We start from the raw sequence: 21272 nt of genomic DNA, 5'->3' as shown, positions 1-21272 counted from the left end.
GCGCGCCCGGCGAGGGCTAGGCGCCCGCGCGGATCTTGCGGAGCACGAGTGCCGTCGCGAGCGCCGCCTCGGCCGCCTCGGCACCCTTGTCCTCCTTCGAGCCGGGCAGGCCCGCACGGTCGAGACCCTGCTGCTCGTCGTCGAGGGTGAGAACCCCGAACCCGACGGGCTTGCCTGTATCGAGGGCGACCCGGGTGAGGCCGTCGGTCGCGGCGGCGCTCACGTACTCGAAGTGCGGGGTGCCGCCGCGCACGATCACGCCGAGCGCGACCACCGCATCCGCACCCGCCTCGAGCGCCGCCTTCGCGGCGAGCGGCAGTTCGAAGCTGCCGGGCACCTGAACGATCGAGACCTCGGCGCCCGAGGCGTCGAGCACGCGGTGCGCCCCCGCCAGCAGGCCCTCGGCGATCTTGTGGTGCCAGAGACCCGAGACGATCGTGACCTTGAGGCCGGTGCCGTCGGTGTCGAGAGTGGGGTGGCCTTCGCCGCTCATGCTGTTCTTCCTTCTGCGACCTTGGAATCCAAGATCTGGTCGGTGGGCAATGCGTGTCCCATCTTGTCGCGCTTGGTTCCCAGGTAGCCCTCGTTGAACTCGCCGACGCCCACGACGAGCGGCACGAGCTCGGTCACCGCGATGCCGCGTTCGCGCAGCTGGCGCGCCTTCTCGGGGTTGTTGCTCAGCAGGCGCACCGAGTCGATGCCGAGATCCTTCAGGATCGCGGTGGCGGCCCCGTAGTCGCGCGCGTCGGCCGGCAGCCCGAGGGCGATGTTGGCGTCGAGGGTGTCGAAGCCCTGCTCCTGCAGCCGGTAGGCCTTGAGCTTGTTGATCAGGCCGATGCCGCGCCCCTCGTGACCGCGCAGGTAGATCACGACGCCGCCCTCGCGCTCGATCGTGTCGAGGGCGCTCTGCAGCTGGGGTCCGCACTCGCACTTCAGCGAGCCGAACGCCTCGCCGGTCAGGCACTCGGAGTGCACGCGCACCAGGGCGCCGTTGCGCGGGTCTCCCGAGATCCACGCCACGTGGTCGGCGCCGGTCGAGCGGTCGCGGTAGGCCCGCACCCGGAAGGGTCCGTGCTCGGTCGGCACCGTGGTCTCGACCTCGAAGCTGACCCGCGACGACTCGGGGATCTCGACGACCGCCTCCGGATCGGCCTGGCAGCGACGCTCCTCCATGAAGCGGATGAGCGACTCGATCGTGATGACGGGAACCCCCTCGGTCGCCCCGAGCGCGATGAGACCGGGTAGGCGCATCATCTCGCCGTCGTCGGCGACGATCTCGGAGATCGCGCCCACCGGCACCAGGCCGGCGAGCTTCATCAGATCGACCGCCGCCTCGGTGTGGCCGTCGCGCTCGCGCACGCCGCCGTCAACCGCGCGCAGCGGCAGCACGTGCCCGGGTCGCAGCAGGCTGTCGGGCCGGGATTCCGGGTTCGCCAGCACGCGCAGCGTGTGGGCGCGGTCGGAGGCGCTGATGCCGGTGCTGAGACGATCGGCGGCATCCACGCTCACGGTGTAGGCGGTGCCGCGCGGATCCTGGTTGACGGCCACCATCGGCGGGAGGTCGAGGCGATCGGCGATCTCGTTGGTCATCGGGGCGCAGATGAAGCCCGAGGAGTGCTTGACCATCCAGGCCACCCACTCCTGGCTCGCGGACTCCGCGGCGATGATGACGTCGCCCTCGTTCTCGCGGCCCTCGTCGTCGGCGACGATGACCGGCTTGCCCTCGCGAAGCGCCTGAAGGGCGGTGGGGATGTCGGAGAGGCTCATGCGTGTACTCCTTGTCGTTCGACCGCCATCAGGCGTTGCACGTGGCGCGCCAGGATGTCGGTCTCGAGGTTGACGGCGTCGCCGGGGCCCTTCGCCCCGAGCGTCGTCGCGTCGAGGGTCTCGGGGATGAGCGAGACCTCGAACCACTGCTCGGCCTCGGCGGCATCCGAGACGGCGCTGACCGTGAGCGAGATCCCGTCGATCGCGATCGACCCCTTGCGGGTCACGAGCGCGGCCAGCGAGGCGGGCAGAGCGAGCCGCACGACCCGCCAGGCGGACCCCTCTTCGATCGAGAGAATCGTCGTGGTCCCGTCGACGTGACCCTGCACGATGTGGCCGCCGAGACGATCTCCGAGGGCGGCCGCGCGCTCCAGGTTGACATGCGTGCCGGGGGCGAGTCGCGCGACGGTGCTGGCTGCGATCGACTCGGCCATGACATCCGCCGTGAACCAGTCGGGGCCCTGATCGACGACCGTGAGGCAGACGCCGTCGACCGAGATCGAGTCGCCGTGCTTCGCATCGGATGCCGCGAGCGGCGCGCGGACGGTGAGGCGCGCCGCGTCGCCCGACGGCTCCCAGGCGAGCACCTCGCCCTGTTCTTCGATGATTCCGGTGAACATCAGATTCCTTCCGTGAGCGAGTGGCGCCCGCCCGATGGCACCGGCACGCTGGACGCGCGCGGTGTGGCCAGGATCAGCAGGTCGTCGCCGAGCTGCTCGATCGAATCGATCCGCAGGCGACGGGCCTGCGCGATGGTCGGGATGCCGAGCTCGCCCAGGGCGAGCTTGTCGCCGCCGAGCAGGGCGGGCGCCAGGTAGATCGAGAAGGCGTCGGCGAGACCGGCGGCGATGATCGCGCTGGCCAGGGTCGGGCCGCCCTCGACGTAGACGCGGCGCAGTCCGCGGCGATTCAGTTCGCTCAGGAGGCTCGCGAGATCGCGGCTGCCGGCCTCGATCAGGCCGGCCGGATGACGGCGCAGGGCGGCATCCGCCGGGATCTCGCGCTCGCCGACCACGACGGGGATCGGTTGGTGCTCGAGCAGTTCGCCGCCGTCGCCGCGTGCGGTCAGGCTCGGGTTGTCGGCGAGAACGGTTCCGGTGCCGACCAGGATCGCGTCACTCGCGGCCCGCTGCTCGTGGACGCGCTGGCGGGCGGCGGTTCCCGTGATCCACTGGCTGGTGCCGTCGGATGCCGCGGCCCGGCCGTCGAGCGTCGACGCCCACTTGACGGTCACCCAGGGGCGACCGCGTCGCACCGAGGCGAGCCACTCGTGCAGGAACAGCTCGGCCTCGTCGGCCAACACCCCGCCGATGACCTCGACGCCGCCCTCGCGCAGGCGCGCCGCCCCGCCGCCCGATGCGGCACCCGGGTCGGAGAGCGAGTAGACCACCCGGGCGACCCCGGCCTCCAGCAGCGCGACGCTGCACGGACCGGTGCGACCGACGTGGTTGCAGGGTTCGAGCGTGACGACCGCGGTCAGCCCTCTCGCCCCGTCCGGTCGATCGGCGACTTTCGACAGCGCATCGACCTCGGCGTGCGCCGTGCCCGCCCCGTGGTGCCAGCCCTCGGCGACGATCCGACCCGTGTCGTCCAGCAGAACGCAGCCGACCTGGGGGTTGCCGCCGGTGACCGGCCCTTGCGCGGCCAGCTCGAACCCGCGAGCCATCGCGGCTCGGTAGCGCTCGGTGTCCAACATCCGGTCCTCTGTCTCGTCGAGACGGTTCCGGGGGTGCGCCGAGCGTGGCGTCGCTCGCGGCGTCGCCGGTCGGCTCGTCCGCGAGCGCGTGCTTCCTCCCATCCGGACTATGACCGTCGGTCCCGGAATTCCACCGGATCGGCTTCCCCTCAGCCTTCGAGAGGAGGTTCGCGGACTATTACCGCCGGCTCGGATTTTCACCGACCCCGGAGCACGTGCTTCGTTTCACAGACTACAACGCGAAGCCGACGACGATATTCCCCGCCGATGTCGCCGCCGGTGTCGCATCGGCGATGCTCTGGGTCCGCTCAGGCGCCGAAGCGTCCTCGCGCCTCCACGGGGATGAGCGGCCTCTCGGCGCGGGCCCGGATCTGCTGAACCGCCCAGCTGTTGCCGTCCGGGTCGGCGAAGCCGAAGAAGGTCGCGCCGTCGCGCTCGTCGAACGACATGATCTCGGAGCACTCGACCCCTCGCCCGACCAACTCGGCTCGGGCGGCCGCGGCATCCGACACCACGAGATGCAGCGACCGCATCGAGCCCGGCGCCATCTCGTTCTGGCTGGGGAGGTCGCCGATCACGATCGAGCAGCCCGAGCCGGGCGGAGTCAGCTGCACCACGTGCATCCATTCGTTGGTCGTGTCGTGGTCGAGGTGGAAGCCCACCTGGTCGCGGTAGAACGCGACCGCGCGGTCGATGTCGCTCACCGGGAGCACGACGACCTCGAGGGTCCAGTCCATGTCAGCTCTCCTTGCCGGCGACGAGTTCGTCGAGGCGCTCGTACCCCTCGGTGACGCCGCGCTCCATGCCACCGGCGATCATGCCGTCGCGGGCCTCGACGCTCGGATAGACCGAGTGGATGCTCAGCCGGGTGCGGTCGCCCGGGAGCGGGGTGAGGGTCAGGGACTCGATGCTCACGACATCCGGAACCCCTTCGTATTCGAAGGTCTGGATGGCGAACTCGTTCTCGCGCACGACATGGAAGACGCCGTGGAACGCCGCGGTCTGGCCGTCGGGCGTGGTGCTGATGAAGCGGTAGCCGCCACCGGTCGTGAAGTCGAAGTGCTCGAGCTCGGTCCGGTAGCCCCTGGGGCCGATCCACTGCGCGTACAGCGCCGGATCGCGGTGCGCCCCGAAGACCGCGGCGACGGGGGCGTCGAACTCGCGCTCGATGTCGATGAACGGCAGGCCGGCGGGGGCCGTGATGGTGACGGGGTTGGTCATGATTCTTCCTTTCTCGGTGGATGGGCGAGCACGGCATCGAGCGCGCGGAATCGCCGCTCGGTGCCGAGCCGGTACTGATCGATCCAGGCCGTGAGCGCTTCGAGCCGGGCCGGGGCGAGGTGCACCGGGCGGCGCTGCGCGTCGCGGCTGCGGGTGACGAGGCCGGCCTGCTCGAGCACCTGGATGTGCCGGGAGACCGCCTGGGTCGAGATCGCGAAGGGCTCGGCGAGCTCGTTCACGGTGGCCGGCCCCCGACTCAGCCGCGCGATGATCGCGCGGCGCACCGGGTCCCCCAGCGCGACGAAGGCCCGGTCGAGCTCGGCGTCGTCACGTTCTGTGCTCAACGTAATCCTTTATCAACCAATCAGTTGAATAAGGATGACGCACGCCCCGGCGACTGTCAAGGGGCCCGGTCGGGCGACTGCCCCACTCGTTCGTCGTCCGTCCGCCGTCCGCTCTTCACGTCCGCTCTTCACACCGACCGTTCCTCCTCGTCCGCGACCGGTTCCGCGGATCTCCAGCCCCGGCATCCGGCGGCGGCAGGTGGCCGCGAGCCCCGCACGCTGGCGGCATGGGTCACGTCACCACTCGTGAGCTGCGGGCCGCCGGCATGTCCGAGAGGCAGATCCGCTCTGCCGTCGCCCGTGGCGCCCTCATCCGCATGCGCATCGGGCACCATGCCCGAACGGATGCCAGCGAGACGGCGATGGCGGCCGGGCGGGGGACGGGGCGGAGGCGGGCCGACGGTCAGCGCAGCAGGGCGGGTACCCCGGCGAGGGTTCGGATGACGGGCACCCGCGCGGCACGCGCCTCGGCGAGCTGATCGGCCGAGGCGTCGCCCGTGCGATCGAGCCAGATGCCGAGCAGGCCGGCGCCGGAGGCGCCCAGCGCGTCGGTGTGGAGCCGATCGCCGATGTAGGCGGCCGACGCCGGTGAGACGCCGAAGACGTCGCAGGCGCGGAGAAAGATGGCGGCATCCGGTTTCGCGGCCCCGACCTCGCCACTCGCGATCGTGTGCTCGACCCGCTGCAGCAGTCCGGTGGCCGTCAGCTTCGCCGTCTGGAAGGCGAGGTCGCCGTTCGTGATGACGCCGATCCGGATCGGCGGATCGGCTGCCTCGAGCGCGTCGAGGCAGGGGAGCGCGTCGTCGTGGAGGGTCCAGCCGTTCTCGTATTCCGCGAGGTAGGTGTCGAACCAGGCGTCGGCATCCGAATCGGCGGGCAGCTCGACCCCGTACGGCGCGACGAAGTCGCGGGCCCGTTCCCGGCGCTGCTGCAGGAAGTCGATCTCGCCGCCGAGGTAGCGGTGGTAGTGGTGCTCTTCGAGCGCGTGCCAGCGCGCGGATTCGGTGGCCCGGTCGGCCGCGGCGATCGCGCCCCCGATCGCATCGCGATGCGCCGCGAGGCCGAGCTCGACCGCCCTCCGGTGCGCGAACAGCGTGTCGTCGAGGTCGAAGAGCGCCACCCGGATCGGCCGGTCCGCCGCGGTCACAGCGGCCACCCGGGCTTGATCTCGCGATCGTCGTCGCGCAGCAGCACGCCGTGCCAGCTGTCCGGATGCGAGCCGTCGCGCGCGGGGACGAGCACGGGGGCCACCCCGGTGTACCGGAACCCGGCGGCGCGGGCGACGCGTGCCGAGGCGAAGTTGCCGGGAAGGGTCTCCCAGTCGATCCGCTCGGCGCCCCGCTCGACGAACGCCCACTCGACGACCGCCGCGAGGGCCTCGACCATGTAGCCGCGACCGCGGTGCTCCGCCCCCATCCAGAAGCCCACGTCGCCCCGGCTGCGCCAGCCGATCATGCCGAGCAGGGCGCCTGGCGCATGCTCATCGGGGCCGGAGTGCACGCCCCAGGTGAACTCGCTCTCGTCGGCCCAGCGCTCGGGCACGAACCCCTCGACGAAGTCGCGGGCGTGATCGAGGGTGTACGGCCACGGGGTGGTCAGGTACTGCTCGAACATCGGATCCTGGCAGTAGCGCGCGATCGCGTCGATGTCGTCGGACCCGGCCGGCACCGACAGCACCAGGCGTTCGCTGCGCAGTTCGACCGGTTCCACGACGACCTTTACACCCGCGGCAGGAAGCCGACCCGGTCGTAGATGCGCGCGAGCGTCGCGCCGGCGATCGCGTCCGCGCGCTCCGCATTCACCGTGAGCATGCGGTCGAGCTCGGCGGGGTCGGCCAGCAGCTCGAGCGCGCGCTCGCGCACCGGGGCGAAGGCGGCGACCACGGCATCCGCTGTCTCGCTCTTCAGGTCGCCGTAACCGCGCCCGGCGAACTCGGCCTCGAGCGCGGGGATCGACGAGCCGCCCAGCACCGACAGCAGCGTGAGCAGGTTCGAGACGCCCGGCTTGGTGGCAGGGTCGAAGCGGATGTCGCGTTCCGTGTCGGTCACCGCCGACTTGATCTTCTTGGCGGTCACCGCCGGGTCGTCGAGCAACCAGATGATGCCGTTCTCGCTCTCGCCCGACTTCGACATCTTCGAGCCCGGATTTTGAAGGTCGTAGACCTTCGCCGTCTCTTTGCGGATGCGCACCTCGGGCACCACGAACGTCTCGCCGAAGCGGCTGTTGAACCGCTGGGCCAGGTCGCGGGTCAGTTCGACGTGCTGGCGCTGATCCTCGCCGACCGGCACGATCTCGGCGTCGTAGAGCAGGATGTCGGCGGCCTGCAGGATCGGGTAGGTGAAGAGCCCGACGGTCGTCGAGTCCGCCCCCTGCTTGGCCGACTTGTCTTTGAACTGGATCATGCGGCCGGCCTCGCCGAATCCGGTGATCGTGCTGAGCACCCAGGCGGCCTCGGCGTGGGCTGAGACCTGGGACTGCACGAACAGGATCGACGATCCCGGGTCGATCCCGGCGGCGATGTACTGGGCCGCAGTGCGTCGGGTCGCCTCGCGGAGCTTGGCGGGATCCTGCGGAACCGTGATGGCGTGCAGGTCGACGACGCAGAAGACCGCGTCGTGGTCCTGCTGGAGCTGCTTCCACTGCAGCAGCGCGCCGATGTAGTTACCGGCGTGCAGCGAGTCGGCGGAGGGTTGCATGCCCGAGAACAGTCGGGGCTTGGTCATGATGGGGTCCGTTCGATGATCGGGCCGGCCGAGTCGGCGGCGGTGCCCGGAGAGCTAGATGTCGTAGTCGACGACGACGGGAGCGTGGTCGGACCATCGCTCGTCGTAGCTCGCGGCGCGGTCGACCGTGTACGAGCGGGCCTTGGCGGCGAGGGCCGGCGTGGCGAGCTGGTAGTCGATGCGCCATCCGGTGTCGGTGTCGAAGGCCTGGCCGCGATTCGACCACCAGGTGTAGGGCCCGGCGACCTCGCCCGAGAACCGGCGCCCCAGGTCGATCCAGCCGAGACCGGCGCCCGCGTTGTAGTCGGGCTCGCCTTCGGCGCCGAGGATGCGGTCGAAGTACGCGCGTTCCTGGGGCAGGAAGCCGGCACGCTTCACATTGCCCTTCCAGTTCTTGATGTCGAGGGTGCGGTGCCCGACGTTGAGGTCGCCCATGATCACGCTGAGCGGATTGTGCGCCGCAAGTTGTGGCAGGCGCTCGACCATGGCATCCAGGAACTTGTACTTCTCGACCTGCTTGGGGGTGTCGGCCTCACCCGAGTTGACGTAGGTCGACACCACGGTCACGATCGTGCCGTCGACGTCGTAGTCGGCTTCGAGCCAACGGCCCGCGCTGTCGAAGTCGTCGGGGCCGAGCTCGACCCGGTGGATCTCGGCGCGGCGTCGGCTGGCGAGCGCGACCCCCGCGCGCCCCTTCGCCGTCGCGGCGTCGTGCAGCACGTTCCACTCGGCCCCGAGTAGGGCGGTGAGGTCGTCGGTCTCGGCGCGGACCTCCTGGATCGCCAGGATGTCGACGCCCCGCGGCGCCAGCCACTCGCCCATGCCCTTGCGGTACGCGGCGCGGACGCCGTTGACGTTCACCGAAGCGATGCGCAGGGGGCGGGGCATGCTCGCAATTCTAGCCGCGACCGGTGACCTGCTCGGTCTCGGGCGGGTCGGTGAACAGCTCTCCCAGCCCTCCGGCCTCGGGCTGGGGCTCGGTGTGGGCGGCGACCAGGCGCCGGGCGTTCTCGAGACGGATGGCGGCGACGCGCGGGTCGATCTCGATGCCGGCATCCTCTAGACCGATCTCGATCCACGCGGCGCCCAGCAGGACGACCTGGCAGGCCAGATTGAAGAAGATCAGCAGGCCGGCGATCACCGCGAACGAGGCGATGAGCGGATTGCTGCTCGCCCCGCCCAGCAGCGCCGAGCCCAGGAGTTTGAGCACTCCGATTCCGAGGGCCGCGAGCCGGGCGCCGGCCCACGCGCGGTGTCGGGGGATGCGCACCGCGGCGAGTACACGGTAGAGCGCGGCGAGCACGAAGGCATCGAGCAGGAACATCACCCCGAGCGTCACGATGCGGATCGCGATGGTCGCGACGACGGTCGTGGACTCGATGCCGAGCAGGCCGAGCAGGAAGCTCGTCGCACTCGTGCTCGCCACCGAGAGCGCGGCCGACGCGATCACGACGACGCAGAGCCCGATGCCGAGCGCGATGTCGCGCAGCTTCAGCAAGGCGAAGTTGGTGAACGGCGACGGCAGCTCGAACATGCTGCGCACGGCGTCGCGCGCCGACGACAGCCAGCCGGTCGCCGTGATCACCAGGCCGACCAGCGCGATCGCACCCGTCCAGCCGAAGACCCCGGCCGAGAGCAGTACCTTCGCCTTGATCGCTCCGCCGTCGCCGGTGTCGATCAGGCCTGGAATGGCCGAATCGAGGGCGGTCAGGAGAGCGTGCTGCACGGCGGTGTCGCCGCTGATCACGAGGCCGGCGATCGAGAACCCCACCCAGAGCGCGGCGAAGACGGCGAACAGCCCCTGGAAGGCCAGGCCGCTGGCGAGGATCGGGCCGCGCTGCTGCCCGTAATGGATGAAGACCCGCACGGGCTTGAGCTTCTGCACTCGGGCGACCACGGCCGACACCCGGGCCACGAGGGGGCCGAAGGGCCTACCGGCGGACTTCTGCGGGGCGGCCATGGCACCCACCCTACGGGCCGCGTTCGCGGGGGCGGCGGCCGCCGTGGCGCCGCGGGCTTTCCCCCTGACCGTAACTTTCCGGGCCGTCGTTCGATGACGTAGGTGAGCGCGTCGCCTCCCGGCGGACGCGCGAGCACTGACCGTTATCTGTTCGGAGGAACCACCCGTGTCGATCATCGCAACCACCATCGGAACGAAGGTTGCCATCGCGGCCCTGTCACTCGCCGCCCTGGGCGGAGGAACCGCTGCCGCTGCGGCGGCGGGCGTGCTGCCCACCCCGGCTCAGGAGTTCGCCCACCAGACGGTCGGCGCGCCCAGCCCGACGGCCAGTGAGACCCCCGACGCGACGGAGACCCCGGACCCCACGTCGAGCGCCTCGCCGAAGGGACCTGACGCCACCGGCCCGGCGGCCTTCGGCCTCTGCACCGCCTTCAGCGCCGGCGGCCTGAGCACGAAGTCCATCGCGTACGGTGCGCTCGACGCCGCAGCACCGGGGGGCGACATCACCGCCTACTGCGCCACGGTGCTGAGCACGGCTCCCGGCCACTCGGCCGGACACGCCCCGACCAGCCACCCCATCCCGTCGTCCGTGCACACCGGCGCGCCGGTGGCCCCGCATTCCGACAGTTCGTCTCACGGTGCCGCCGACTCTCACGGTCACTGACCAGAGGTCGCGGACGGACTGTGCCAACCTGATCCTGGTGAGTCCGTTGTCGAGGCGATCCGATGGTTACGGATCGCCTCGACGCCTGCATACGAGGAAGTCGAGCTATTGGGAGACGCCGGGAACTCGGAGGAGTCGCTCCACGCGGAGCGCTTCGCCGCGGTCTACCGCGAGCTGTCCCCCCGGGTGCTCGGCTACCTCCGGGTCCACGGGGTCGATGATCCCGAGTCCGTCACGCAAGATGTTTTTCTCGCTCTGTATCCGCGACTCCCGGCGGTCACCGGTGGAGAGGATGGAGTACGCACCTTGACGTTCTCCATCGCGCATGCCCGGATCGTCGACTTCCATCGCGCGGCGGCGCGGCGCCCCGGACTGGTCGTCCTCGACCCCGAGACCGATCCGCGGCGCGTGCCGTCGGCTGAGGACGTCCACACCGCACTCGCCGAGGGGCGCAGCACCCTCGCGCTGCTGGAGCGGCTCGGGGACGATCAGCGCGAGGCCGTGAGCCTGCGCATCATCGCGGAGCTCTCGCTCGCCGAAGCGGCCGAGGTGATGGGCCGGAGCGTCGGTGCCGTCAAGCAGCTTCAACGTCGCGGCCTCGAGGCCCTGCGCGATCTCGTGACCAAGGAGGCGAGCCATGACTGATCCGATCCGCGAGCTGCTCGCCGAGGAAGGCATGTCGAGCGAGCGGGAGCTCGAAGACGTTCTGCTCCGGATGCGCGCCGAGGCAACCGGCGTCCCTCCGATCCCGTCGGCCGCGGTCGCCGCCCTCATGCCCGAGCGCACGCGACGCGCACCGGTGTGGCGGCGTCGCCCCGTTGTCACCGGTCTGATCGTGCTCGGCTCGCTGGGGCTGGGCGTCGGTACGGCGGCCGCCAGCCCCGAGGTGCGGTCGGCGGCGCAGCAGGTGGTGCAGACCGTGCTCGGCTCGATCGGCTCGATCGGCTCGGTCGTCGCTCCGAGCACGAGCGCGCCGGAGCCGCACGCGACTCCGACCCCCTTCTCCACACCGACCCCCTCGGCGACCAGCTCCGATCATCCGAGCGCCACCGATCATCCCGGCAAGGGCATCGGCGCAACCACGGCACCGGGCAAGACCGGCCAGATGCCGACACCGTCGCAGCGCAAGACCCCGCCGGCCGCGCCTCCCACGCATCCCGCACCCGCGCCGTCGGCGCCCGGCGCAACCCACCACCCCTGATGCTCGACGGGCGCAGACCCGCGCGTTAGAGTCGGCACGGATCGCCGGAGGTCCGACAGGGAGGCCGTCGTGCAGCGCTTCGCCGGGCGAGTCGCCCTGGTCACGGGGGCGAGCCGCGGCATCGGGCTGGGTATCGCCGAACGGCTGGTGGCCGAGGGTGCGGAGGTCGTGCTGACGGCGCGCAAACGGGAGGCCCTCGATGAGGCCGTTGCGGGCCTGGGCACGCACGCCGTCGGAGTCGCCGGCCGGGCCGACGATCCCGAGCACCGCGCCGAGGTCTTCGCCCTCATCGCGCAGAGGTTCGGCCGCCTCGACCACCTGGTCAACAACGCGGGGATCAATCCGGCCTACGGACCGCTCGCCGACGTCGATCTGGATGTCGCGCGCAAGATCTTCGACGTCAATGTGCTCGCGGCCTTGGACTGGTCTCGGGATGCCGTGGCCGCCGGTCTGGCGCGCGACCACGGCTCGATCGTCAACATCGCCTCGATCGCGGGCCTGTCGGCGGCGCCGGGCATCGCGCTGTACGGCATCTCGAAGGGAGCGCTCATCGCCCTCACCGTGCAGCTCGCGGCGGAGTTGGCTCCCGGGGTGCGGGTCAACGCGGTGGCACCGGCCGTGATCAAGACCGTCTTCGCCCGTGCGCTCTACGAGGGGCGCGAGGCGCAGGCCGCCGCGCAGTATCCGCTCGCCCGGCTGGGCGAACCCGCGGACGTCGCGGGTCCGGTCGCGTTCCTGCTCTCCGACGACGCGGCCTGGATCACAGGGCAGACCCTGATCATCGACGGCGGCGCGTCGATGCGATCGGTCCTCTGACGGCGGCAGGCCCGGAGGGACGGCCCGGGCCTCAGGCGGGGAGCATCAGCGTGACGGTCTCAGCCACCAGGGCGGGGCGGTCCGAGCCCTCGAGCTCGATGATCACGCGCTGGGTCACCCGGTAGCCGTCCCCGTCCTCGGTCACACCCGTGACCTCGGTGCGCGCACGGACGCGCGAGCCGGCGAGCACCGGCTCGACGAAACGCACGTGGTCGAATCCGTAGTCGACCGTGACGGCGGTGCCGCCGATCTCGAGCAGCCCGTCCGTCAGCAGGGGGATCAGCGACAGGGTGAGGGCTCCGTGCGCGATCGTCGCCCCGAACGGACCGGATGCCGCGCGCTGCGGATCGACGTGGATCCAACGGAAGTCGCCGGTCGCCCCCGCGAACGCATCGATGCGGCCCTGGTCGATCGTGAGCCACTCGTCGCCGACCAGTGCGGACCCGACCAGGTTCGAGAGAGCCCCGGCCGAGGCCACCGTTCGCGCGGTCATGCCCTCGACCTCGGGTGTGCAGAAACGGGCGATGGTTCCATGGAGCACCCTTCGACGACCTTGTCCTGGAACGACCGTACCGCGATCGGTCGTGTGTGTTCTGGAAGCGCCGACCTCATCCCCCGAACGGGGGGTGAGGTACCCTCGAACACGCGCGTCATAGTGGACACATCGGGCCGTCTCTCTGTATGAGGACGTCATCACCGCGGAATCCCGCGGCGACGACCTCACCCTCAGGGACAGGAGAGGCCCGGGAATGGATCAGGGGGATGAGCAGTCAGGTTTCGAAGCTCACCACTTCGGACACGGAGTTGATCGAAAGCGCCCGATCGGGGGATACGGGTGCCTTCGCCGAGTTGTGGCGACGCCACTATCGCTCCGCTGCTCGCGTCGCCCGCCAGTTCACGTCGTCGATCGATGCCGATGACCTCGTCAGCGAGGCGTATGCACGCATCTTCCAACGTGTTCTGGCGGGCGGCGGACCCACCGGAGCGTTCCGTCCCTACCTGTACACGACCATTCGCAACCTCGCGAGCACCTGGGGTGCCGCCTCGCGGGACGTGCAGGTCGACATGATCGACGAGTTCGAAGACGAGCGGATCCCCGACGATCCCGCTTCCTGGGCGCTGGACCGCACCCTGACCGCTCGAGCGTTCCGTTCACTTCCCGACCGCTGGCAGACGGTGCTGTGGTACACCGAGGTCGAGGGCATGGACCCGCACGAGGTCGCTCCGCTGATGGGATTGACGGCCAACGGGGTCGCGGCGCTCTCGTACCGTGCCCGCGAGGGGCTCCGCAGCGCCTGGCTGCAGGCGCACATCTCGAATGCGGGCACCTCGGCGGACTGCCGGTGGGCGATGTCCCGCTTCGGCGATCGCACCCGCAAGAGCCTGACCGCGCGCGAGTCCGACCGCATCGAGGCGCATCTGCTCGGCTGCACCAAGTGTCAGGTGATCTCGGAAGAGGTGGACGAGGTTGGGTCGCACCTCGCCATGGTGATGCTTCCGCTCCTTCTGGGTGGCGTCGCGGGCGGTGCCGTGCTCGCGTCCCTCGCCCACCCCGCTGCGGCCCTCGCCGCCGAGGCCGTTCCCGCCCTGCCAGCGACGGTGCATGCGGTCGTCACCGGCGGTGCGCTCGCCGCGCCCGCGCTCGCCGCGCCCGTGCTCGGCGGCCTCGCCCTCGGCGCCGCCAGCGGTACGGGAGCTCTGGTGGGCAGTCTCGCGGTCATCGCGGTGATCGGGGGCAGCGTCGCTCTCGGCGTCGGCGCCGCCGGCTCGCCCGTCGCCACTCCGCAGCCGAACGCGACTCAGGCGGTCATCGCCGCACCCCTGCCGAGCGTTCGGACGACGGGCGCGCCCGCGCTGCCGACCCCGACCCCGACGCCAGGGTCTGCTCTCGGCGGGGTGGGCCAGACGGTGGGCACGACCGTCGACGGAGTCGGCAGCGCCGTCAACGGCGTGCTCGGCGGCGCCACGGGGCTCGTGAACAACGTCACCGCGCCGATCCTGGGGGGCGTGACGGGGGGCGCTCCGGCGGTGACCGCGACCGTCGACCTGAACCTGGCGGGCTCGGGCACTCCGGGGGCCACGGTGTCGGCCTCGGTGGCGGGAGCGGTCTACACGACGGTCGTGGCATCCGATGGGCACTGGTCGTTGGCGATCTCGGGTCTTCCGCAGGGCACCTCGAGCGCGACGGTCACCCAGAACACGAGCCTGCTCGGCAGCCTGCTCGGACTCCTCGGCCTCACCCCGCTGTCGGTGAACCTCAACTCACTGGGCCTGTCGCTCACGCTGTTCGACAAGTGAGCGTCCCGCGTCGTCGGATGGCCGTCGGCGCACCGCGCGCAGAACATTTTTCTGCGATCCGCGTCATAATCGTGCGCCCGCGACGTCTCTTCGGGTGAGGACAACACCTCCCCAACACTCCGCCCTCTGACGTCCCAGTGAGGGCGGATCCGGTCGGTGCCCGTCGAGATCCCAGCCTCTGCGGGCACCGACCCAACATCGGCCAACGTGCCGCACCGATTGCGCTCCGGATGCGGCCATCAAAGACCGAAGGCCGCCCCGCACAAGCGGAGCGCCTTCGGCACGTCATGCCGCGGCGGCGAGCTCAGCCCGCGAGCACGGCCTCCGACGTCAGGTCCGACGCCGGCAGATCGGGGCCGCCGCGCAGGATCGCCTGCTTGACCTCCGAGATGGCCTTCGTGACCTCGATGCCCCGCGGGCAGGCCTCCGAGCAGTTGAAGGTCGTGCGGCAGCGCCACACGCCCTCCTTGTCGTTGAGGATGTCGAGGCGCACCTGGCTGCCCTCGTCGCGGCTGTCGAAGATGAAGCGGTGCGCGTTCACGATCGCCGCCGGGCCGAAGTACTGCCCATCCGTCCAGAACACCGGGCAGCTCGAGGTGCAGGCCGCGCACAGGATGCACTTGGTCGTGTCGTCGAAGACCGCACGCTGGGCGACGGACTGGATGCGCTCCTTCTCCGGCTTGTCGCTCGCGATCAGGAACGGCTGGATCGCGCGGTACGACTCGAAGAACGGCTCCATGTCGACGATGAGGTCCTTCTCGAGGGGGAGCCCCTTGATCGCCTCGACGTAGATCGGCTGCGAGATGTCGAGATCCTTGATCAGGGTCTTGCAGGCGAGCCGGTTGCGGCCGTTGATGCGCATCGCGTCGGAGCCGCAGATGCCGTGAGCGCAGCTGCGACGGAAGCTGAGCGAGCCGTCCTGCTCCCACTTGATCTTGTGCAGCGCGTCGAGCACGCGATCGGTGGCGTACAGCTCGACGTCGAAGTCCTGCCAGTGCGGTTCGGCATCCACCTCGGGATCGAAGCGCCGGATGATGAGCGTGACGGTGAACGCCTGGATCGGCGCCACGGGGGCGACAGCGGCCGTCCCCTCGCTGCTGGCAACCTCCGACATCAGTACTTCCTCTCCTGTTTCACAATCAGCTCGGCGGCGCGCATCAGTACTTGCGCTCCATCGGCTGGTAGTTCGTGATGACGACCGGCTTCCAGTCGAGCGAGATGTGGTCCGCGGCATCCGCGGAGTGCGGGTCGCCGGTGAGGTACGCCATCGTGTGCTTCATGTATTCGGCGTCGTCGCGCTTCGGGTAGTCGTCGCGCATGTGCCCGCCGCGGCTCTCCTTGCGGTTGCGCGCCGAGTAGACGACCACCTCGGCGAGGTCGAGCAGGAAGCCGAGCTCGATCGCCTCGAGGAGGTCGGTGTTGTAGCGACGCCCCTTGTCTTGGATCGACACGTTCTTGTAGCGCCCGCGTAGCTCGTGGATGGTCTGCGTCACCTTCGCGAGCGACTCGTCGGTGCGGAACACCTGGGCGTTCCTGTCCATCTCGTCCTGCAGCTCCTTGCGCAGCGCCGCGATGCGCTCGGTGCCCTTCGAGTCGCGCAGCTCTTCGACCAGGCCCTGCACGAAGGCGGCCGGGTCGGCCGGCAGCGGCACGAAGTCGGCCGTCTTGGCGTACTCGACGGCGTTGTTGCCCGCCCGCTTGCCGAAGACGTTGATGTCGAGCAGCGAGTTGGTGCCGAGCCGGTTCGACCCGTGCACCGAGACGCACGCGCACTCGCCCGCCGCGTACAGACCGGGTACGACCGTGTCGTTGTCGCTCAGCACCTCGGCCTTGACGTTGGTCGGGATGCCGCCCATCGCGTAGTGCGCGGTCGGCATGACCGGCACCGGGGTCGTCACCGGGTCGACGCCGAGGTAGGTACGCGCGAACTCGGTGATGTCGGGGAGCTTGGTCTCGAGCACCTCGGCGCCCAGGTGGGTGCAGTCCAGCAGCACGTAGTCCTTGTGCGGGCCGGCGCCGCGGCCCTCCGCAACCTCTTGCACCATGCAGCGCGAGACGATGTCGCGAGGAGCCAGGTCCTTGATCGTGGGGGCGTAGCGCTCCATGAACCGCTCACCGCTCGCGTTGCGCAGGATCGCGCCCTCGCCTCGTGCCCCCTCCGTCAGCAGGATGCCGAGCCCCGCCAGTCCGGTCGGGTGGAACTGGAAGAACTCCATGTCCTCCAGCGGCAGGCCCTTGCGCCAGATGATGCCGACGCCGTCACCGGTCAGGGTGTGCGCGTTGGAGGTGGTCTTGTAGATCTTGCCGAAGCCGCCGGTGGCGAAGATGATCGCCTTCGCCTGGAAGACGTGGATCTCGCCGGTGGCCAGCTCGTACGCGACGACGCCCGAGGGGCGGTCCTTGCCCTTCACCTTGGTCATCACGACATCGAGGGCGTAGTACTCGTTGAAGAAGTTGACGCCGAGCTTGACGCAGTTCTGGAACAGCGTCTGCAGGATCATGTGCCCGGTGCGGTCGGCGGCGTAGCAGGCTCTGCGAACGGGCGCCTTACCGTGGTCGCGGGTGTGGCCGCCGAAGCGGCGCTGGTCGATCTTGCCCTCCGGGGTGCGGTTGAACGGCAGGCCCATGTTCTCGAGGTCGAGAACGGCGTCGATCGCCTCCTTCGCCAGGATCTCGGCGGCATCCTGGTCGACCAGGTAGTCGCCGCCCTTGACGGTGTCGAAGGTGTGCCACTCCCAGTTGTCCTCTTCGACGTTGGCGAGCGCCGCCGCCATGCCGCCCTGGGCCGCGCCGGTGTGGGAGCGGGTCGGGTAGAGCTTCGTGATGACGGCGGTCCTGGCCTTCGGGCCGGCCTCGATCGCGGCGCGCATACCGGCACCGCCCGCGCCGACGATGACCACGTCGAAGCGGTGATAGTGCACGCCGTCGATGACGGCGCCGTCCTCGAACTCCGTCACCCCCGTCGGGCTCGATGCGGCGGGCTTGGTGCGGGGATTCTCGGTGCTCACGCGTTCAGGCTCACTTCGGTTACTTGGCGGGGCAGAAGCTCGGGACGAGGTTCGCCGGTGCTCCGGCGGGGCAGGGGTCGAAGGTGGTGAGCACCAGGGTGCCGAGCACGATCAGGGCCACGACCGCGACCGCGACCAGGGTCAGCAGCACGATGCGCAGCCGGCCGTGGGCGTAGTCGTTGATGATCGTGCGCATGCCGTTGCCGCCGTGGATGAGGGCGAGCCAGAGCATCAGGGTGTCCCACACGATCCAGAAGGGGCTCGCCCACTTGCCCGCGACGAACGCGAAGTCGATCGCCTTGACGCCCTGTCCGAGGAACAGGTTGACGAACAGGTGCCCGAAGATCAGCACGACGAGCACGACGCCCGACAGCCGCATGTAGAGCCAGCCCCACTTCTCCCAGTTCACCCGGCGGCGTTTGACCGCGGGGGTGTGCGGGGCGCGGGGAGCGTCGATCGTGGTCATCACTGGCCTCCGAAGATGTGCATGAGCTGCCGTGGCACGAAGCCGACGAGCAGCACGACCCAGAGCGCGATCACGATCCAGAACAGCAGGCGCTGGTGCCGGGTGCCCGCACTCCAGAAGTCGATCAGGATGATGCGCAGCCCGTTGAGCGCGTGCAGCCCGATCGCCGCGACCAGAGCGATCTCGCCGAGGCCGAGAAGGGGCGTCTTGTACTCGTTGATGACCGAGTTGTACGCCTCGGGGCTGATCCGCACGACCGCGGTATCGAGCACATGCACCAAGAGGAAGAAGAAGATGGCGACTCCGGTGATCCGGTGCAGCACCCACGACCACATGCCCTCGCGGCCCCGGTAGAGCGTCCCTGCGGGGCGCCTCGGGCTGCGGATCTTGGTGGCGGCGGCTGCTCCGGATCGTGCGGCCTGGCTCGACACGGGGCTCCTCCTTGCGTCACGTTGCGGTCGACGGGTGGCACGCCGTTCGCTCGTCAATCGGACGCTGCAAGTCTAGGCCCCACCGCGCGCGGGGCGCAGACAAGGGTGCCCTCACTAGCTCGATGTCGAGACAGTTGCGGGTTGGTGTGCGGTCCGTTGTGGGAGACCGACGGGCGGCTCCGGGCTCGGCGTGGGGGCCTCGTCGTTAGGGTTGAGCGCATGAGCAAGGACGCAGCCGGTCTCGACCGCTTCTACAGCATCATCCCGGCCGGCGGCATCGGATCGCGGCTGTGGCCGCTCTCCCGCGCCGACGCGCCCAAGTTCCTGCACGACCTCACCGGCTCCGGCAGCTCGCTGCTGCGCGCGACCTGGGATCGGCTCGCGCCGCTCGCCGGCCCGGATCGGATCATGGTCGTCACCGGCCGTGCGCACCGGGCCGCGGTCGAGGAGCAGATCCCCGAGCTCATCGACGCCAACGTCGTGCTCGAGAGCGAGCCGAAGGATTCGACGGCCGCCATCGGGCTGGCGGCGGCGATCCTGCATCACCGGGATCCCGACGTCATCGTCGGCTCGTTCGCCGCCGACCACGTGATCGCCGATGTGCGGGCCTTCCGTCGTGCCGTGACTCAGGCGGTCGCCGCGGCGGACGCGGGCTACATCGCGACGATCGGCATCACCCCGACCGAGCCGGCGATCGGATTCGGCTACATCCATTGCGGGGGCCATCTCGACATCCCGGGCGCCCCGGATGCGATCGTCGCCGAGAGCTTCGTCGAGAAGCCCGATCTCGAGACCGCGAAGGAGTACCTGGCCGACGGCAAGCACCTCTGGAACGGCGGGATGTTCGTGGCGCGCGCCGAGGTGCTTCTCGCCCAGATCGGCGAGTCCGACCCCGAGCTGCTCGCCGGACTGGAAGAGCTCGCCGAGGCCTGGGACGACCCGGCGCGCCGCGGTCCGACCGTCGACCGCGTGTGGCCAAGGCTGCACAAGATCGCGATCGACTACACGGTCGCCGAACCCGCGGCGGCGGCAGGGCGCCTCGCGGTCATCCCCGGGTCGTTCGACTGGGACGACGTCGGCGACTTCGCTTCGATCGCCAAACTGCACGCGGGCGGTCGCAGCTCGGACCTCGCGATCCTCGGCAAGAACGCCCGCGTGCTCGCGGATTCCTCCAGCGGCATCGTGGTCAGCCAGACCGACCGCATCATCTCCCTCATCGGCGTGCGCGACATCGTCGTCGTCGATACCCCGGATGCGCTGCTGGTGACCACGAGCCAGAACGCGCAGCGGGTCAAGAGCGTGGTGGATGCGCTCAAACTGAGCGGGCGATCCGACGTTCTGTAGCCGGGACCGGGGCGATCATTTCCGGGTCATTACGGCTCCGTCGCGGCTTTGTAACTCTTCAGATTCAGAGTCGAAGGTCCCTCGGCGGTGAACGTCACATTGGGTAACGTTGAGCCAATTCGCTCGGCATCCTGCCCGGCGTGCTCTTGGAGGACACAGTGACATTGACTTCGCGTAAGACCGGATTGGCCGGTCTTGCAACCCTTGGGGTGAGCGCACTCCTGCTCGCCGGCTGTTCCGCAGCCCCGACGGGCACCAACACCACGAAGGCCGCATCCAACTTCCTGCCGTGCATGGTCTCCGACTCCGGTGGATTCGACGATCACTCGTTCAACGAGATCGGCCTCCAGGGTCTGCAGGCCGCAGCCAAGTCCCTGGGCGTCAAGGAGAAGCACGTCGAGTCCAACACCAACGACGACTACGCACCCAACATCGACAGCCTGCTCGGGCAGGGCTGCAACCTCATCGTGACCGTCGGCTTCCTGCTCTCCTCGGCGACCGATGCCGCGGCCAAGGCCAACCCGGACGTGAAGTTCGCCATCGTGGATGACGGACTCGACAACGAGGGTGCCACCGGCAAGGACGGCAAGCCCACCGGCGATGGCAAGGTCGATGTCGCCAACGGCAAGCCGATCCTGTTCGACACGGCGCAGGCCGCCTTCCTCGCCGGCTACGCCGCGGCGAGCTACTCGAAGACCGGTGTCGTCGGCACCTTCGGCGGCATCCAGATCCCGCCGGTGACGATCTTCATGGACGGTTTCGTCGAGGGTGTTCAGTACTTCGACAAGGTGAAGAGCAAGAGCGTCAAGGTCGTCGGATGGGACGTCACGTCGCAGACCGGCGTCTTCACGGGCGGCTTCGCGGCCGGTGTCGAGGCCAAGACCGCCGCGCAGGGCCTGCTCGACCAGAACGCCGACGTCATCATGCCGGTCGGTGGTCCGATCTACCAGAGCGCAGCCGAGGCGATCAAGGACAAGAAGAACGGCACCGTGATGATCGGCGTCGACGCGGATGTCTACAACACCGACAAGTCGGTGCGCGACATCCTTCTCACCTCGGTGCAGAAGCGCGTCGACTCCGGTGTCGAGGCGGTCGTCAAGGCCGCTGCCAGTGGGGACTTCAACAACACCCCCTACGTCGGCACGCTGAAGAACGACGGTGTCGGCCTCGCGCCGTTCCACGACTACGCGTCGAAGGTCGACTCGAACCTGTCCAAGGAGATCGCCGACATCAAGGCGAAGATCATCTCCGGCGACATCAAGGTGACGTCCGCGGCCACGCCGAAGTAGTCATCCCGAATCAGTGCTCCGGGGAGGTCGGCGAAGCTGGCCTC

Annotated in this window: 25 protein-coding genes and 1 riboswitch; of the genes, 8 read left to right on the top strand and 17 right to left on the bottom strand. The window is 69.7% G+C overall.

The features are described from left to right. Positions 1 to 16: 16 nt before the first annotated feature. From ribH to ACFPJ4_RS14590, 7 genes are all read right to left on the bottom strand, one after another. Positions 17 to 493 carry a 6,7-dimethyl-8-ribityllumazine synthase gene (ribH, locus tag ACFPJ4_RS14620; RefSeq protein WP_386741190.1) on the bottom strand — a complete coding sequence of 159 codons (477 nt, stop codon included), beginning with the start codon at positions 491 to 493 and terminating at the stop codon, positions 17 to 19. Next, the gene (gene ribB / locus ACFPJ4_RS14615; RefSeq protein ID WP_386741189.1) at positions 490 to 1767 is read right to left on the bottom strand and encodes a 3,4-dihydroxy-2-butanone-4-phosphate synthase; all 1278 of its coding nucleotides are present in this window, start codon (positions 1765 to 1767) and stop codon (positions 490 to 492) included. Before ribB ends, ribH begins: the two co-directional genes overlap by 4 nt. Beyond that, entirely contained in the window at positions 1764 to 2387 is a 624-nt protein-coding gene (locus ACFPJ4_RS14610) for a riboflavin synthase (protein ID WP_386741188.1), read from the bottom strand. The genes ribB and ACFPJ4_RS14610 overlap by 4 nt, the downstream gene beginning before the upstream one ends. Continuing rightward, the gene (gene ribD, locus ACFPJ4_RS14605; RefSeq protein WP_386741187.1) at positions 2387 to 3433 is read right to left on the bottom strand and encodes a bifunctional diaminohydroxyphosphoribosylaminopyrimidine deaminase/5-amino-6-(5-phosphoribosylamino)uracil reductase RibD; all 1047 of its coding nucleotides are present in this window, start codon (positions 3431 to 3433) and stop codon (positions 2387 to 2389) included. The genes ACFPJ4_RS14610 and ribD overlap by 1 nt, the downstream gene beginning before the upstream one ends. Before the next feature lie 115 nt (positions 3434 to 3548). Further along, a riboswitch (FMN riboswitch) is annotated at positions 3549 to 3681 on the bottom strand. A gap of 90 nt (positions 3682 to 3771) precedes the next feature. Further along, positions 3772 to 4200, bottom strand: coding sequence for a VOC family protein (locus ACFPJ4_RS14600; RefSeq protein ID WP_386741186.1), 429 nt, complete (start codon positions 4198 to 4200; stop codon positions 3772 to 3774). Between the two features lies 1 nt (position 4201). Further along, positions 4202 to 4684 (bottom strand): SRPBCC family protein, encoded by a 483-nt coding sequence (locus ACFPJ4_RS14595; RefSeq protein ID WP_386741185.1) that lies wholly within the window; start codon positions 4682 to 4684, stop codon positions 4202 to 4204. Next, positions 4681 to 5028: an ArsR/SmtB family transcription factor gene (locus ACFPJ4_RS14590; RefSeq protein ID WP_386741184.1), complete on the bottom strand. Its 348-nt coding sequence runs from the start codon at positions 5026 to 5028 to the stop codon at positions 4681 to 4683. The genes ACFPJ4_RS14595 and ACFPJ4_RS14590 overlap by 4 nt, the downstream gene beginning before the upstream one ends. Positions 5029 to 5255: 227 nt before the next feature. Here ACFPJ4_RS14590 and ACFPJ4_RS14585 point away from each other — a divergent pair, with 227 nt between their 5' ends. Further along, positions 5256 to 5507 carry a type IV toxin-antitoxin system AbiEi family antitoxin domain-containing protein gene (locus ACFPJ4_RS14585; RefSeq protein WP_386741183.1) on the top strand — a complete coding sequence of 84 codons (252 nt, stop codon included), beginning with the start codon at positions 5256 to 5258 and terminating at the stop codon, positions 5505 to 5507. Here ACFPJ4_RS14585 and ACFPJ4_RS14580 read toward each other — a convergent pair. The 5 genes from ACFPJ4_RS14580 to ACFPJ4_RS14560 are packed head-to-tail and all read right to left on the bottom strand — an operon-like array spanning position 5432 to position 9711. Beyond that, positions 5432 to 6184 carry an HAD family hydrolase gene (locus ACFPJ4_RS14580; protein ID WP_386741182.1) on the bottom strand — a complete coding sequence of 251 codons (753 nt, stop codon included), beginning with the start codon at positions 6182 to 6184 and terminating at the stop codon, positions 5432 to 5434. The genes ACFPJ4_RS14585 and ACFPJ4_RS14580 overlap by 76 nt on opposite strands. After that, entirely contained in the window at positions 6172 to 6738 is a 567-nt protein-coding gene (locus ACFPJ4_RS14575; RefSeq protein WP_386741181.1) for a GNAT family N-acetyltransferase, read from the bottom strand. Before ACFPJ4_RS14575 ends, ACFPJ4_RS14580 begins: the two co-directional genes overlap by 13 nt. Positions 6739 to 6746: 8 nt before the next feature. Beyond that, complete coding sequence (gene trpS / locus ACFPJ4_RS14570) at positions 6747 to 7751, bottom strand: tryptophan--tRNA ligase (RefSeq protein WP_386741180.1); 1005 nt, start codon at positions 7749 to 7751, stop codon at positions 6747 to 6749. Between the two features lie 54 nt (positions 7752 to 7805). Beyond that, positions 7806 to 8639, bottom strand: coding sequence for an exodeoxyribonuclease III (locus ACFPJ4_RS14565; RefSeq protein ID WP_386741179.1), 834 nt, complete (start codon positions 8637 to 8639; stop codon positions 7806 to 7808). Between the two features lie 10 nt (positions 8640 to 8649). After that, positions 8650 to 9711, bottom strand: a complete 1062-nt coding sequence (locus tag ACFPJ4_RS14560) for a YihY/virulence factor BrkB family protein (RefSeq protein WP_386741178.1) — start codon at positions 9709 to 9711, stop codon at positions 8650 to 8652. A gap of 166 nt (positions 9712 to 9877) precedes the next feature. Here ACFPJ4_RS14560 and ACFPJ4_RS14555 point away from each other — a divergent pair, with 166 nt between their 5' ends. The 4 genes from ACFPJ4_RS14555 to ACFPJ4_RS14540 all read left to right on the top strand — a co-directional run bounded on the left by ACFPJ4_RS14555 (position 9878) and on the right by ACFPJ4_RS14540 (position 12392). Next, positions 9878 to 10375, top strand: coding sequence for a hypothetical protein (locus ACFPJ4_RS14555; RefSeq protein ID WP_386741177.1), 498 nt, complete (start codon positions 9878 to 9880; stop codon positions 10373 to 10375). A 108-nt stretch (positions 10376 to 10483) separates the two neighbouring features. Then, complete coding sequence (locus ACFPJ4_RS14550) at positions 10484 to 11020, top strand: RNA polymerase sigma factor (protein ID WP_386741176.1); 537 nt, start codon at positions 10484 to 10486, stop codon at positions 11018 to 11020. Then, positions 11013 to 11576, top strand: a complete 564-nt coding sequence (locus ACFPJ4_RS14545; RefSeq protein ID WP_386741175.1) for a hypothetical protein — start codon at positions 11013 to 11015, stop codon at positions 11574 to 11576. Before ACFPJ4_RS14550 ends, ACFPJ4_RS14545 begins: the two co-directional genes overlap by 8 nt. Positions 11577 to 11645: 69 nt before the next feature. Continuing rightward, positions 11646 to 12392 (top strand): SDR family oxidoreductase, encoded by a 747-nt coding sequence (locus ACFPJ4_RS14540; protein ID WP_386741174.1) that lies wholly within the window; start codon positions 11646 to 11648, stop codon positions 12390 to 12392. 31 nt (positions 12393 to 12423) lie between these two features. Here ACFPJ4_RS14540 and ACFPJ4_RS14535 read toward each other — a convergent pair whose 3' ends face one another. Then, entirely contained in the window at positions 12424 to 12885 is a 462-nt protein-coding gene (locus ACFPJ4_RS14535; protein ID WP_386741173.1) for a MaoC family dehydratase, read from the bottom strand. A 269-nt stretch (positions 12886 to 13154) separates the two neighbouring features. Between ACFPJ4_RS14535 and ACFPJ4_RS14530 the strand changes: the two genes are divergently transcribed. Continuing rightward, on the top strand, positions 13155 to 14690 hold the full coding sequence (locus tag ACFPJ4_RS14530; RefSeq protein WP_386741172.1) for a sigma-70 family RNA polymerase sigma factor: 1536 nt from the start codon (positions 13155 to 13157) through the stop codon (positions 14688 to 14690). 304 nt (positions 14691 to 14994) lie between these two features. Here ACFPJ4_RS14530 and ACFPJ4_RS14525 read toward each other — a convergent pair whose 3' ends face one another. From ACFPJ4_RS14525 to sdhC, 4 genes are all read right to left on the bottom strand, one after another. After that, on the bottom strand, positions 14995 to 15804 hold the full coding sequence (locus ACFPJ4_RS14525) for a succinate dehydrogenase iron-sulfur subunit (RefSeq protein ID WP_386741171.1): 810 nt from the start codon (positions 15802 to 15804) through the stop codon (positions 14995 to 14997). Between the two features lie 43 nt (positions 15805 to 15847). Continuing rightward, the gene (gene sdhA / locus ACFPJ4_RS14520; RefSeq protein ID WP_386741260.1) at positions 15848 to 17647 is read right to left on the bottom strand and encodes a succinate dehydrogenase flavoprotein subunit; all 1800 of its coding nucleotides are present in this window, start codon (positions 17645 to 17647) and stop codon (positions 15848 to 15850) included. A 70-nt stretch (positions 17648 to 17717) separates the two neighbouring features. Continuing rightward, positions 17718 to 18164, bottom strand: a complete 447-nt coding sequence (locus ACFPJ4_RS14515; RefSeq protein ID WP_386741170.1) for a succinate dehydrogenase hydrophobic membrane anchor subunit — start codon at positions 18162 to 18164, stop codon at positions 17718 to 17720. Next, the gene (sdhC, locus tag ACFPJ4_RS14510; RefSeq protein WP_386741169.1) at positions 18164 to 18595 is read right to left on the bottom strand and encodes a succinate dehydrogenase, cytochrome b556 subunit; all 432 of its coding nucleotides are present in this window, start codon (positions 18593 to 18595) and stop codon (positions 18164 to 18166) included. Before sdhC ends, ACFPJ4_RS14515 begins: the two co-directional genes overlap by 1 nt. A gap of 219 nt (positions 18596 to 18814) precedes the next feature. Between sdhC and ACFPJ4_RS14505 the strand changes: the two genes are divergently transcribed. Together ACFPJ4_RS14505 and ACFPJ4_RS14500 are read left to right on the top strand one after the other, a co-directional pair. Continuing rightward, the gene (locus ACFPJ4_RS14505) at positions 18815 to 19939 is read left to right on the top strand and encodes a mannose-1-phosphate guanylyltransferase (RefSeq protein WP_386741168.1); all 1125 of its coding nucleotides are present in this window, start codon (positions 18815 to 18817) and stop codon (positions 19937 to 19939) included. 158 nt (positions 19940 to 20097) lie between these two features. Further along, positions 20098 to 21228: a BMP family lipoprotein gene (locus ACFPJ4_RS14500; protein WP_386741167.1), complete on the top strand. Its 1131-nt coding sequence runs from the start codon at positions 20098 to 20100 to the stop codon at positions 21226 to 21228. The last annotated feature ends 44 nt before the right edge of the window (positions 21229 to 21272 follow it).

The organism is Lysinimonas soli (genome assembly GCF_042655435.1).
GTDB classification, from domain to species: domain Bacteria; phylum Actinomycetota; class Actinomycetes; order Actinomycetales; family Microbacteriaceae; genus Lysinimonas; species Lysinimonas soli.
The sequence above is the reverse complement of the archived record's forward strand: the minus strand, read 5'-3'. Positions and strand labels throughout refer to the sequence as shown.